Raw genomic sequence first — 11,991 nt, 5'->3', positions numbered from 1 at the left:
CGGGCCCACCCGCGGTCGCGCCGGTCTAGCCGTGCTGGGCGAGCAGTCGCTCGATCACGATCGCCACGCCGTCCTCCGTGTTGGCGGCGGTGCGGCCGGAGGCGGCGGCGACCGCGTCGGGGTGGGCGTTGCCCATGGCGTACGACTGCCCGGCCCAGGTCAGCATCTCGATGTCGTTGGGCATGTCCCCGAAGGCGACGACCTCCTCGTGCGAGATGCCGCGCTCGGCACAGCACAGGGCGAGCGTGCTGGCCTTGGAGACGCCGGGACCGCTGAGTTCCAGCAGGGCGCTGGGGCTGGACCGGGTGACCGTGGCGCGCTCGCCGACGGCCAGGCGGGCCAGGGTGAGGAAGGCGTCGGGGTCCAGGGTGGGGTGGTGGGCGAGGATCTTGAGCACGGGCTGTGCGGCGGTCGGCCCGTCCGGCGCGAGCAGTTCCTCCGCGGGCATCCGGTGGCCCGGCACCTCCATGTGCAGCCGGGGATAGGCGGGCTCCTGGTGGAAGCCGTAAGTCTGCTCGACCGCGAACACCGTGCCGGGCGCGGCCTCGCGCAGCAGCCGGACGGCGTCCAGGGCGTTGGCGCGGGCCAGCTCGCGCACCTTGGTGAACCGGTGGGCGCCGGGCCCGCCGTGCAGGTCGACCACGGCGGCACCGTTGCCGCATATGGCCAGCCCGTGGCCGTGGACATGGTCGCTGACGACGTCCATCCAGCGGGCCGGGCGGCCGGTGACGAAGAAGACCTCGATGCCGGCCTGCTCGGCGGCGGCCAGGGCGGCGACGGTCCGCGGGGAAACCGACTTGTCGTCGTGCAGCAGGGTGCCGTCGAGGTCGGTGGCGATCAGCCGCGGGCGGATCGCGGCGGCGGGGGTCCCTGGTTGCCTGGTCGCTGAGGTCATCCGGTCATTCTCGCGCATATGCCCGCACGGGCGTGCGGAAGAGTGCACAGATGAGACACAGATGACGCTCCAGGTGCCCCTGCCGCCCCACGAGGCGTCCGGGACACCTCAGCCCAGCTGCGCGAGGCCCTCCACGGCGATCCGCTCGAAGACCTTCTCGTCCGCGGCGAAGTCGGAGTCCGGGATGGGCCAGTGCAGGACGATCTCGGTGAAGCCGAGGTCCCGGTGGCGGCCGGCGAAGTCCACGAACGCGTCGAGCGAGCCGAGCGGGCGGCTGCGGTCCGGGGTGAAGCCGGTGAGCAGGACCTTCTCCATGCCGGCGGCGTCCCGGCCGGCCTCCGCGCAGGTCTCGGCCAGTCGGTCCAGCTGTCCGCGCAGCGCCTCGACGGACTGCTCCGGGGTGCCCGTCTCGTACAGCTTCGGGTCGCCCGTGGTCACCCATGCCTGGCCGTGGCGCGCGGCGAGCCGCAGCCCGCGCGGGCCGGTGGCGGCGACGGCGAACGGCAGCCGGGGGCGCTGGACGCAGCCCGGAATGTTGCGCGCCTCGTCCGCCGAGTAGAAGCGGCCCTCGTACGTCACCGCGTCCTCGCTGAGCAGCCGGTCGAGCAGCGCTACGAACTCGGCGAACCGGTCGGCGCGCTCGCGCGGGGTCCACGGGTCCTGGCCGAGGGCGGTGGCGTCGAAACCGATGCCGCCGGCGCCGATGCCCAGGGTGACCCGGCCGCCGGAGACGTCGTCCAGGGAGATCAGTTCCTTGGCGAGGGTGACCGGGTGGCGGAAGTTCGGTGAGGTGACCAGGGTGCCCAACCGCATGCGCTGCGTCACCGTCGCTGCCGCCGTCAGCGTGGGGATCGCGCCGAACCACGGCCCGTCGCGGAAGCTTCGCCAGGAGAGATGGTCGTAGGTGTACGCGGCGTGGAAGCCGAGGTCTTCGGCCTGCCGCCAGATCTTCTGTCCTTCGGCCCATCGGTGGATGGGGAGGATCACCGTGCTCAGACGCATGGCCCCGACGATACGCGGGCCTGCGTCGCCACCGATGCGCCAGTCGGCGGCACAGGTCCGGGTAGCGGTGTACGCCTCGCGGAACTCCGACTGCTCGGCGCGCATCCAGGTGGCGCGGTCAGCGGGGGCCGGGAAAGCGCAGGTAGCGCGGGGGGACGGCGGCGGTCAGCCAGACGCCGTTGGCGCTGACGTGGAGGACATGGCCGTCGCGGTGCATGGCGCCGGCGTCGACGACGAGGACCACGGGGCGGCCCCGGCGGGCGCCGACGCGGGTGGCGGTGTCGCGGTCGGGGGAGAGGTGCACGGCGTGCCGGTCCATGGGTTTCAGACCGGTGGCCCGGATGGACTCCAGGGCGCGGGGATGGGTGCCGTGGTAGAGGTACGGCGGTGGGACGGCCGGTGGCAGGCCCAGGTCCACGGTGATGGTGTGGCCCTGGCTGGCGCGGATCCGGGTGCCGTCGATCGTGAAGCGCTGTTTGCCGTTGGTGGCGACGACCCGGTCGAGCTCCTCGCGGGTGAGGGGGAAGCCGTGCTCGGTCGCCGCGGTGATCAGGGCGTCGATGTCCACCCAGCCCGCGGGGTCGGGGGCGAGGCCGATGCGGGCCGGCTGGTGGCGGAGGTGCCGGGAGAGGTACTTCGAGACCTTGACCGTGCGTCTTTCGTCCATGGGTTCAGGGTGGGCGGGAGACGCGGATCACGCATGTCGTTTTCCGCGGTCAGGTTTGATCCACAGACAACCCCGGTTATCCACAGGGGAATGGACGACGTTGTGGACAACTGGGCCGCGCGGTCGGGGTGTTGGGAACCGCCGCCACCGGGCACCCCCCTGGGGTGCGCGCCCCCGGCACCCGGCCCGGCTCACATCTTCGGCTCCACCCGCGCCAGCCGGCGCAGCGCCCCCGGCATCACCCGCGACAGGAAGTGCGCGCCCCGCGCCTCCGGCGTCACCGGGACCACCGGGCGGTTGTGCACCACCGCCTCCAGGATCGCCGAAGCCACCTTCTCCGGCGGGTAGTTGCGCAGGCCGTACAGGCGGGCGGAGTTCTTCTGGAGGCGGCGCTCCTCGGCCGCGTCGGCACCGGCGAAGCGCGCCGTGGACGTGATGTTCGTGTTGACGATGCCGGGGCAGATCGCCGTCACGCCGATGGAGCGCGAGGCCAGTTCGGCGCGCAGGCACTCGGAGAGCATGAGGACCGCCGCCTTGGAGGTGCTGTAGGCGGGCAGGACGCGGGAGGGCTGGAAGGCGGCGGCGGAGGCGATGTTGACGATGTGTCCGCCCTGACCCCGCTCGGCCATCCGCGCCCCGAACAGCCGGCAGCCGTGGATCACGCCCCAGAGGTTGACGTCGAGGACCTTGCGCCAGTCCTCGGTGGTCGTGGCGAAGAAGGACCCGGACAGGCCGATGCCCGCGTTGTTGACCAACACGTCCAGCACGCCGTATGCACGGTGGACCCGCTCGGCCAGCTTCTCCATGGCCTGCTCGTCGGAGACGTCCGCCGTCTCGGCCCAGGCCTCGGGCGCGCCGATCAGCCGGGCGAGCTCCGCCGTGCGGGCCGCCGCCTCCGCGTCGCGGTCGACGGCCACCAGCCGCGCGCCCGCCTCCGCGAACGCGAACGCCGTCGCCCGGCCGATCCCGCTGCCCGCACCGGTGACCAGCACCAGTTGCCCGCCGAATCGCGCCGCATGGGGGCCGGTCGCCCCCGGCTCGGGCCGCCCGCCCTCCACCGACACGATGAACTCCTCGATCCAGGCGGTCAGCTGGTCGGGCCGGGTCCGCGGCGCCCAGTGCTTGGCCGGGAGCGTGCGCCGGGTCAGCTGGGGCACCCAGCGGTCCAGGTCGTCGTAGAGCCGCTCGGACAGGAACGCGTCGCCCTGGGGCGTGATCAGCTGCACCGGCGCGTGCGCGTACGCGTCCGGGCGGGGGTGGCGCAGCCGTGGGCGCACGTTGTCCCGGTACAGCCAGGCGCCGTGGGCCGCGTCGGTGGGCAGGGAGGCGGTCGGGTAGTCGCCGGTGGGGACGCCCTCGGTCCGCTCCAGGAGCCTCGGCCAGTTCTTGCCGAGCGGGCCGCGCCAGGCCAGCTCCGGCAGGGCCGGGGTGTGCAGCATGCCCACGTACCAGGACTTGGCGCCCTGGCCGAGGAGCTGGGCCAGGCGGCGGGGCGTCGGTCGCTTCAGGCGGTCGTTGATCCAGTGCCCGAAGTGGTCCAGGGACGGCCCGGAGATGGTGGTGAAGGAGGCGATACGGCCCTCGGTGCGGCCGACCGTGACGAACTCCCAGGACTGCACCGAGCCCCAGTCGTGGCCGACGAGGTGCACCGGGCTCTCCGGGCTCACCGCGTCCACCACGGCCAGGAAGTCGTCCGTGAGCTTGGCCAGCGTGAAGCCGCCGCGCAACGGCCGCGGCGCGGTGGAGCGGCCGTGGCCCCGGACGTCGTACAGGACCACATGGAAGCGCTCCGCGAGGCGCGGGGCGATCTCGGACCACACCTCCTTGCTGTCCGGATAGCCGTGCACCAGGACCACCGTCGGCTGCCGCGGGTCGCCCAGTTCGGCCACGCACAGTTCGATTCCGCCGGTCCGTACCGTGCGCTCGCGCGCACCCTTCAGCGTCGTCACTTCTCCTCCGCCCAGCGCCGCACGTGCGGCAGGTCGTCATCCAGCCAGAACGCGCTCTCCTCGGGGTCCTTCGAGTCGGTGACCACGAGGATCTCCTCGAACTTCGCCCCCGTGCCCCGGAAGCCCAGGTGCGGTTCCACCGCCCACAGGCCCGGCTGCGGCGGATGGTCCGAGAAGCGGTACGGCGACCACAGCGGTGACCAGCCCTCGCGGTGGCCGTGCAGCGCGTCCGCGGCCAGGCCCTTCAGGGACTGGACGCCGAATCCGAAGAGATGCGGTGACCAGCGGCGCTCCCGCACCCGGTCCACCTTGTGGGCGATCACCCCGAAGGGATAGGCGCGGTGCCGGTTGGCGTAGCCCTGCCGGACCATCAGCCGTTCCACGTCCTCGTAGATCTCGCGCAGGGAGCGCCGCTCGCGCACCTCGCGCAGGATCAGCTCCCGGTGCGCCTCCAGGTCGGACATCAGCCGGTCCTGTACGGGGTTCACCCCGAGGGACCCCGCGTAGCCGATGTCCGCCGTGCAGCCCTCGAACACCGGGGCCATGTCCAGGATGAACGGCATTCCGGGCGCCAGCTCGCGGTCGGTCGGGAAGAACTGGAGCGGGACCCGGAAGTTCACGAACGCCGTACGGTCCCCGAACCAGGCGAAGGGCAGATGGAACCAGTCCCGCACCCCGCGCTCGCGCAGCCACTCCCGCTGCATCCGCGCCGCCGCACGCTCGGTCACACCCGGCTCCAGGCGCGCCGCGACCGCCTCCGCGCACTCGTAGGCGAGGCGCTGCACCCTTCTGAACCCCCGCAGCCCGGTGGGGAGCCCACTGCTCACTGCCGTCGTCATGCCGCCTCGTCCCGTGGTCCGGCCGATTCACGTCGGCTGCGGTACGCGTTCGTAACTTGACAGGCAGAATCTCGCAGTTGTTAGAGGTGGCGTCAATAGGCGGGGGTGGAGACCGGGGACGACTCCGGGTGACCCCTGGGGGATGGCCGGCCCCTAGGGCCCTGTAATACCTGGGTCGGACGCGAAGACGGCTCTGTGGTCTGATGACCCGCGTGGCCGGGGTCACTACCGTTCACCGGGTGACTGTGATCGCGACCGAAAGCCTGAGCAAGCGGTTCCCACGGGTGACCGCGCTCGACCGGCTGTCCGTGGACATCGGCTCCGGGGTGACCGGACTCGTCGGAGCCAACGGCGCCGGCAAGTCCACCCTGATCAAAATCCTGCTGGGGCTGTCCCCCGCCACCGAGGGCAGCGCCCGCGTGCTCGGCCTGGACATCGCCACCGAGGGCGCCGCCATCCGCGAACAGGTCGGCTACATGCCGGAGCACGACTGCCTGCCGCCGGACGTCTCGGCGACCGAGTTCGTCGTGCACATGGCCCGCATGTCGGGGCTGCCGCCCACGGCGGCGCGCGAGCGCACCGCGGACATCCTGCGCCATGTCGGCCTCTACGAGGAGCGTTACCGCCCCATCGGCGGCTACTCCACCGGCATGAAGCAGCGCGTGAAGCTCGCGCAGGCCCTGGTGCACGACCCCAAGCTGGTCTTCCTGGACGAGCCGACCAACGGCCTCGACCCGGTCGGCCGCGACGAGATGCTCGGCCTGATCCGCCGCGTCCACTCCGACTTCGGCATCTCCGTCCTGGTCACCTCGCACCTTCTGGGCGAGCTGGAGCGGACCTGTGACCACGTGGTCGTCATCGACGGCGGCAAGCTGCTGCGCTCCAGCTCCACCACCGACTTCACGCAGACCACGACCACCCTCGCGATCGAGGTCACCGACAGCGACACGCACCCCGACGGCACCGCCGCGGTCCGCGAGGCGCTGCGCGAGCGCGGGGTGGAGACCCGGCACGAGGGCGCGGGCCTGCCCGGCGCCGGCCACATCCTGCTGCTGACCGCCGCGGGCGAGGAGACGTACGACCTGGTGCGCGACGTGGTCGCCGACCTCGGCCTCGGCCTGGTCCGCATGGAGCAGCGCCGGCACCACATCTCCGAGGTTTTCACGACCGACGCCGCCGAAGGCAGCGGTGACGAGCAGCGGAAGGAGGCCGTCGGCCATGGCGGTTGAACAGCCCCTGACCTCGCCTCCGGGCGAGACGACCCGGATCCACGACATCGGCTACCGCGGCTACGACGGACCGCGCCTCGGCCGCGCCTACGCCCGCCGCTCCCTGTACTCGCAGTCCCTGCGCGGCGCCTACGGCCTCGGCCGCTCGGCGAAGTCCAAGGTGCTGCCCATGCTGTTGTTCGCGGTCATGTGCGTGCCCGCCGCCATCATGGTGGCCGTCGCCGTCGCCACCAAGGCGCACGAACTGCCGGTCGCCTACACCCGGTACGCGATCATGCTCCAGGCCGTCATCAGCCTGTACGTCGCCTCCCAGGCGCCCCAGGCCGTCTCCCGCGACCTGCGCTTCAAGACGGTGCCGCTGTACTTCTCGCGGCCGATCGAGACCGCCGACTACGTGCGCGCCAAGTTCGCCGCGCTGGCCTCGGCGATCTTCATCCTCACCGCCGCTCCCCTGCTGGTGATGTACGTGGGGGCGCTGCTGTCCAAGCTGGGCTTCGCCCACCAGACGAAGGAATTCGCCGAGGGACTGGTCTCCGTGGCCCTGCTCTCCCTGCTTTTCGCCGGCATCGGCCTGGTCATCGCCGCCGTCACCCCCCGCCGCGGCTTCGGCATCGCCGCCGTGATCGCCGTCCTGGTCATCACCTACGGGGCGGTCTCCACCCTCCAGGGCATCGCGGAGGTCCAGGGGCACTCCGGGGCGATCCCGTGGATCGGCCTGTTCTCGCCGGTCACCCTGATCGACGGGGTGCAGTCCGCCTTCCTGGGCGCCACCGCCGCAAACCCCGGCGGGGTCGCTCCTTCGAGTGGAGAGGGCATCGTCTACGTCCTCGTCACCCTCGCACTGATCGCCGGCGGCTACGGCCTCCTGGTGCGCCGCTACAAGAAGGTGGGACTGTGACGACCCTCAGCATCGACCATGTCTCCCGCTGGTTCGGCAACGTGGTCGCCGTCAACGACATCACCATGACCATCGGACCGGGCGTGACCGGCCTGCTCGGCCCCAACGGCGCCGGCAAGTCCACCCTGATCAACATGATGGGCGGCTTCCTCGCCCCCTCCACCGGCACGGTCACCCTCGACGGGCAGCCGGTGTGGCGCAACGAGGGGATCTACCGGCACATCGGCATCGTGCCCGAGCGGGAGGCGATGTACGACTTCCTCACCGGGCGCGAGTTCGTGGTCGCCAACGCGGAACTGCACGGCCTCGGCGACAAGGCCGCCCAGCGGGCCCTCGCCACCGTCGAGATGGAGTACGCGCAGGACCGCAGGATCGCCACGTACTCCAAGGGCATGCGCCAGCGCGTGAAGATGGCGAGCGCCCTGGTGCACGACCCCTCGCTGCTCCTGCTGGACGAGCCGTTCAACGGCATGGACCCGCGCCAGCGCATGCAGCTGATGGACCTGCTGCGGAAGATGGGCGACGAGGGCCGCACCGTGCTGTTCTCCTCGCACATCCTGGAGGAGGTCGAGCAGCTCGCCCGGCACATCGAGGTCGTCGTCGCCGGGCGGCACGCGGCCAGCGGCGACTACCGCAGGATCCGCCGCCTGATGACCGACCGCCCGCACCGCTACCTGGTGCGCTCCAGCGACGACCGGGCCCTGGCGGCGGCGCTGATCGCCGACCCGTCCACCGCCGGCATCGAGGTCGACCACACCGAGGGCGCGCTGCGCATCCAGGCCGTCGACTTCGGCCGCTTCACCACTCTGCTGCCGAAGGTCGCCAGGGACCACGGCATCCGGCTGCTCACGGTCTCGCCGTCGGACGAGTCCCTGGAGTCCGTGTTCTCGTACCTGGTCGCGGCGTAGGAGGCCGAAGATGTACGACCCCACAGTCGCCCGACTCACCTACCGGGCCCTGCTCGGCCGCCGCCGGGCCCTCATCCTCGGCGCGCTGCCGCTGCTGCTCATCGTGATCGCCGTGGCCGTACGCGCCCTCAGCGGTGCCGACGACCAGACGGCCGCCAACGTGCTCGGCGGGTTCGCGCTCGCCACCATGGTGCCGATCATCGGTGTCATCGCGGGCACGGGCGCGATCGGTCCGGAGATCGACGACGGCTCTGTCGTCTATCTGCTGGCCAAACCCCTGAAGCGGCCGACGATCATCTTCACCAAGCTGATCGTGGCCATCGCGGTGACCATGGTGTTCTCCGCGGTGCCCACGATGATCGCCGGGCTGATCCTCAACGGCAACGGCCAGCAGATCGCCGTCGCCTACACGGTGGCCGCGCTGGTGGCCTCCATCGCCTACTCCGCGCTGTTCCTGCTGCTCGGCACGGTGTCCCGGCACGCGGTCGTCTTCGGCCTGGTGTACGCCCTGGTCTGGGAGGCGCTGTTCGGGTCCCTGGTGCCGGGGGCGCGCACGCTGAGCGTGCAGCAGTGGGCGCTCGCGGTCGCGCACAAGGTGACCGGGGGCGATCTGGTCACGTCCGACGTCGGGCTGACGACGGCGGTGGTGCTGCTGATCGTGGTGACCGTGCTGGCCACCTGGTACGCGGGCCAGAAGCTGCGCTCGCTGAAGCTGGCGGGGGAGGAGTAGGGCAGTTTTCAGGGGCCCCGGATCTTTGACGGGGACTTCATCCCCGGCCGGGCAGACTGGGCAAATCGGGACGTACGTCTAGGAGGCCGGGGATGACGGAGGAGATAACGGGGGGTGGCGGGGGCGCCGAGGGAGACGCCTTCGAGGGGCTGGTCCTGGACGAGGACTTCGTGCGGTCCGCCGAGACCGCCGAGCCCTCCGCTCGCGCCCGGATGCTGGCCGCCCGCTGGCGCGCCCGGGCCCCGGAACCGCAGCCCTGGCGCTCCGACGAGCCGCCGACGGGCTGGTTCTTCAGCCGGGCACGGCGACGGGGATGGCGCCGGCGGCGGTGAGCCTCCCGCGCCGGCGGGGCGCGCGACCAGCCGGGGCGGAGCCGCGGCCGGTCACGGCGGGCACCCCGGACGGCGCTACGCCAGCAGACCTTCCAGTACCTCGGCGATGCCGTCCTCCTCGTTCGAGGACGTCACCTCGTCGGCCACCGCCTTGAGTTCCTCGTGCGCGTTGGCCATCGCCACGCCCCGCGCGGCCCACCCGAACATCGGGATGTCGTTCGGCATGTCGCCGAAGGCGATCGTGTCCGCGGCCCTGAGGCCCAGGCGGCGCGCGGCCAGGGAGAGTCCCGTCGCCTTGGAGAGGCCGAGGGGCAGCAGCTCCACGATGCCCGCGCCGGCCATCGCGACCGAGACGAAGCCGCCTGCCGCCTGCCGGGCGGCCTCGGCCAGCTCGTCGTCGCCCATCGTCGGATGCTGTATGTAGATCTTGTTCAGCGGCGCGGCCCAGAGGTCGGACGCGTCGGTGAAGGGCACCGCGGGCAGCGGCCCCGCGACGGCGTACCCCGGCCCGACGAGCACCTCGCCGTCCAGCCCGTCCCGGCTCGCCGCGAGGTGCAGCGGGCCGACCTCCGCCTCGATCTTGGCCAGCGCCACCCCCGCCAGCTGACGGTCCAGGGTGACGGACGTCAGCAGGCGGTGCGCCCCGGCGTCGTAGACCTGTCCGCCCTGTCCGCAGACGGCGAGGCCGTCGTAGCCGAGGTCGTCGAGGACATGACGGGTCCAGGGGACGGCCCGGCCGGTGACGACGATGTGCGCCGCGCCCGCCGCGGTGGCCGCGGTGAGCGCGTCGCGGGTGCGCTGGGAGACCGACCCGTCCGCGCGCAGCAGCGTCCCGTCCAGGTCGGTCGCGACCAGCCTGTAGGGGAAGCTCACCGGGTCACCGGCTCCAGGACCTCCCGGCCGCCCAGGTAGGGGCGCAGCACTTCGGGGACCCGGACGGAGCCGTCGGCCAGCTGGTGGTTCTCCAGGATGGCGACGATGGTGCGCGGTACGGCGCACAGCGTGCCGTTGAGCGTGGCGAGCGGCTTGACCTGCTTGCCGTCGCGGACCCGGATGGACAGGCGGCGGGACTGGAACTCGGTGCAGTCCGAGGTCGAGGTCAGCTCGCGGTACTTGCCCTGCGTCGGGATCCACGCCTCGCAGTCGAACTTGCGGGCGGCGGAGGAGCCGAGGTCGCCGGAGGCGACGTCGATCACGCGGAACGGCAGCTCCAGCGAGGACAGCCACTGCTTCTCCCACGCGAGCAGGCGCTGGTGCTCGGCCTGGGAGTCGGCGGGGTCGACGTACGAGAACATCTCGACCTTGTCGAACTGGTGCACGCGGAAGATGCCGCGGGTGTCCTTGCCGTGCGAACCGGCCTCGCGGCGGAAGCAGGGCGAGAAGCCCGCGTAGCGCAGCGGCAGCTTGTCGGCGTCGATGATCTCGTCCATGTGGTACGCCGCGAGGGCCACCTCGGAGGTGCCGACCAGGTAGAGGTCGTCCTTGTCGAGGTGGTAGACGTCCTGCGCGGCCTGGCCGAGGAAGCCGGTGCCGGCCATGGACTGCGGGCGGACCAGCGCCGGGGTCAGCATCGGGGTGAAGCCGGCCGCGGTGGCCTGGGCCATCGCCGCGTTGACCAGAGCCAGCTCCAGCAGGGCGCCGACACCGGTGAGGAAGTAGAAGCGGGAGCCGGAGACCTTGGCGCCGCGCTCGACGTCGATCGCGCCGAGCAGCTGGCCCAGCTCCAGGTGGTCCTTGGGCTCGAAGCCCTCGGCACCGAAGTCGCGGATGGTGCCGTGCGTCTCCAGGGTGACGAAGTCCTCCTCGCCGCCGACGGGCACGTCGGGGTGGACGAGGTTGCCGAGCCGGAGCAGCAGCTCCTGGGTCTCGGCGTCGGCCGCGTCCCGCTCGGCCTCGGCGGCCTTGACGTCGGCCTTGAGCTGCTCGGCGCGCTTGAGCAGCTCGGCCTTCTCGACGGCGTCGGCCTTGGGGATCAGCTTGCCGAGCTGCTTCTGCTCGGCGCGCAGTTCGTCGAAGCGGACGCCGGAAGACCTGCGCCGCTCGTCGGCAGACAGGAGGGAGTCGACGAGCGCGACGTCCTCTCCACGGGCGCGCTGCGACGCGCGCACACGGTCGGGGTCCTCACGGAGCAGGCGAAGGTCAATCACAGGCCCAAGGCTACCGGTGCCGGGATGCCGCTCACGAACCCCTATTACGGCGCGCTTCGATTTGCGGCTTACCGTGCGTTATGCGCTAATTGCCGCGCGTGTCAAGGGAAAGTGTCTCACTCCCTGGGACGGGGCATGCGGCGGGCGCCTGGTTGACTCGATTTCCTTGTGGAGAGCGGGACTTGGCGACCTGGTTGTCCACAGAAATCCACACCCGCCGAAGAGTTATCCACAGGGTGTGGGGAAGCTCTGTGGATGCGGGAATTGATCATTCCGGATCCGTTGGCCGCCTTGCAGAATTCCCCGGCCAAAGTGGATCGACACCCACTTTCGGGTGGAAAACGGTCGCCCCAAAAGATGAACCAAGGGAAACGGGTGGACGAAGGGTGAGTCGA

The 11,991-nt window shown here is 71.6% G+C and carries 12 protein-coding genes; 5 read left to right on the top strand and 7 right to left on the bottom strand.

Annotation, left to right across the window (positions count from 1 at the left end; all coding sequences use genetic code 11):
• Window positions 1-25: 25 nt before the first annotated feature.
• The 5 genes from ACZ7EC_RS14015 to ACZ7EC_RS13995 all read right to left on the bottom strand — a co-directional run bounded on the left by ACZ7EC_RS14015 (window position 26) and on the right by ACZ7EC_RS13995 (window position 5,352).
• On the bottom strand, window positions 26-895 hold the full coding sequence (locus ACZ7EC_RS14015) for an HAD-IIB family hydrolase (RefSeq protein WP_471062305.1): 870 nt from the start codon (window positions 893-895) through the stop codon (window positions 26-28).
• 108 nt (window positions 896-1,003) lie between these two features.
• Complete coding sequence (locus ACZ7EC_RS14010) at window positions 1,004-1,897, bottom strand: LLM class flavin-dependent oxidoreductase (RefSeq protein WP_471062303.1); 894 nt, start codon at window positions 1,895-1,897, stop codon at window positions 1,004-1,006.
• Window positions 1,898-2,015: 118 nt separating this feature from the next.
• Entirely contained in the window at window positions 2,016-2,564 is a 549-nt protein-coding gene (locus tag ACZ7EC_RS14005) for an RNA 2'-phosphotransferase (RefSeq protein ID WP_471062301.1), read from the bottom strand.
• A 191-nt stretch (window positions 2,565-2,755) separates the two neighbouring features.
• Window positions 2,756-4,513, bottom strand: coding sequence for an SDR family oxidoreductase (locus ACZ7EC_RS14000; RefSeq protein ID WP_471062299.1), 1,758 nt, complete (start codon window positions 4,511-4,513; stop codon window positions 2,756-2,758).
• Window positions 4,510-5,352 carry a M24 family metallopeptidase gene (locus tag ACZ7EC_RS13995; RefSeq protein WP_471062297.1) on the bottom strand — a complete coding sequence of 281 codons (843 nt, stop codon included), beginning with the start codon at window positions 5,350-5,352 and terminating at the stop codon, window positions 4,510-4,512. Before ACZ7EC_RS13995 ends, ACZ7EC_RS14000 begins: the two co-directional genes overlap by 4 nt.
• Window positions 5,353-5,597: 245 nt before the next feature.
• Here ACZ7EC_RS13995 and ACZ7EC_RS13990 point away from each other — a divergent pair, with 245 nt between their 5' ends.
• From ACZ7EC_RS13990 to ACZ7EC_RS13970, 5 genes are all read left to right on the top strand, one after another.
• The gene (locus ACZ7EC_RS13990) at window positions 5,598-6,581 is read left to right on the top strand and encodes an ABC transporter ATP-binding protein (protein WP_471062873.1); all 984 of its coding nucleotides are present in this window, start codon (window positions 5,598-5,600) and stop codon (window positions 6,579-6,581) included.
• Window positions 6,571-7,479 carry an ABC transporter permease subunit gene (locus ACZ7EC_RS13985; RefSeq protein ID WP_471062296.1) on the top strand — a complete coding sequence of 303 codons (909 nt, stop codon included), beginning with the start codon at window positions 6,571-6,573 and terminating at the stop codon, window positions 7,477-7,479. Before ACZ7EC_RS13990 ends, ACZ7EC_RS13985 begins: the two co-directional genes overlap by 11 nt.
• Window positions 7,476-8,387 (top strand): ABC transporter ATP-binding protein, encoded by a 912-nt coding sequence (locus tag ACZ7EC_RS13980; protein WP_471062294.1) that lies wholly within the window; start codon window positions 7,476-7,478, stop codon window positions 8,385-8,387. The genes ACZ7EC_RS13985 and ACZ7EC_RS13980 overlap by 4 nt, the downstream gene beginning before the upstream one ends.
• Window positions 8,388-8,397: 10 nt before the next feature.
• Window positions 8,398-9,117 (top strand): ABC transporter permease subunit, encoded by a 720-nt coding sequence (locus ACZ7EC_RS13975; RefSeq protein ID WP_471062292.1) that lies wholly within the window; start codon window positions 8,398-8,400, stop codon window positions 9,115-9,117.
• Window positions 9,118-9,209: 92 nt separating this feature from the next.
• Complete coding sequence (locus ACZ7EC_RS13970; RefSeq protein ID WP_471062290.1) at window positions 9,210-9,449, top strand: SGM_3592 family protein; 240 nt, start codon at window positions 9,210-9,212, stop codon at window positions 9,447-9,449.
• A gap of 75 nt (window positions 9,450-9,524) precedes the next feature.
• Here ACZ7EC_RS13970 and ACZ7EC_RS13965 read toward each other — a convergent pair whose 3' ends face one another.
• Both ACZ7EC_RS13965 and serS read right to left on the bottom strand, forming a co-directional pair.
• Window positions 9,525-10,322: an HAD family hydrolase gene (locus ACZ7EC_RS13965; protein WP_471062288.1), complete on the bottom strand. Its 798-nt coding sequence runs from the start codon at window positions 10,320-10,322 to the stop codon at window positions 9,525-9,527.
• The gene (gene serS, locus ACZ7EC_RS13960) at window positions 10,319-11,596 is read right to left on the bottom strand and encodes a serine--tRNA ligase (protein ID WP_471062286.1); all 1,278 of its coding nucleotides are present in this window, start codon (window positions 11,594-11,596) and stop codon (window positions 10,319-10,321) included. The genes ACZ7EC_RS13965 and serS overlap by 4 nt, the downstream gene beginning before the upstream one ends.
• Between the last annotated feature and the right edge of the window lie 395 nt (window positions 11,597-11,991).

The organism is Streptomyces sp. NPDC037203, from assembly GCF_055605065.1.
Note: the sequence above shows the minus strand (reverse complement) of the source record. Positions and strands in the feature narration are given on the sequence as shown.

Coding starts and splice junctions, on each gene's coding strand:
- ACZ7EC_RS13985 (WP_471062296.1), top strand. CDS start 6,571: ATGGCGGTTGAACAGCCCCTGACCTCGCCTCCGGGCGAGACGACCCGG.
- ACZ7EC_RS14015 (WP_471062305.1), bottom strand. CDS start 895: ATGACCTCAGCGACCAGGCAACCAGGGACCCCCGCCGCCGCGATCCGC.
- ACZ7EC_RS14005 (WP_471062301.1), bottom strand. CDS start 2,564: ATGGACGAAAGACGCACGGTCAAGGTCTCGAAGTACCTCTCCCGGCAC.
- ACZ7EC_RS13975 (WP_471062292.1), top strand. CDS start 8,398: ATGTACGACCCCACAGTCGCCCGACTCACCTACCGGGCCCTGCTCGGC.
- ACZ7EC_RS13970 (WP_471062290.1), top strand. CDS start 9,210: ATGACGGAGGAGATAACGGGGGGTGGCGGGGGCGCCGAGGGAGACGCC.
- ACZ7EC_RS14010 (WP_471062303.1), bottom strand. CDS start 1,897: ATGCGTCTGAGCACGGTGATCCTCCCCATCCACCGATGGGCCGAAGGA.
- ACZ7EC_RS13995 (WP_471062297.1), bottom strand. CDS start 5,352: ATGACGACGGCAGTGAGCAGTGGGCTCCCCACCGGGCTGCGGGGGTTC.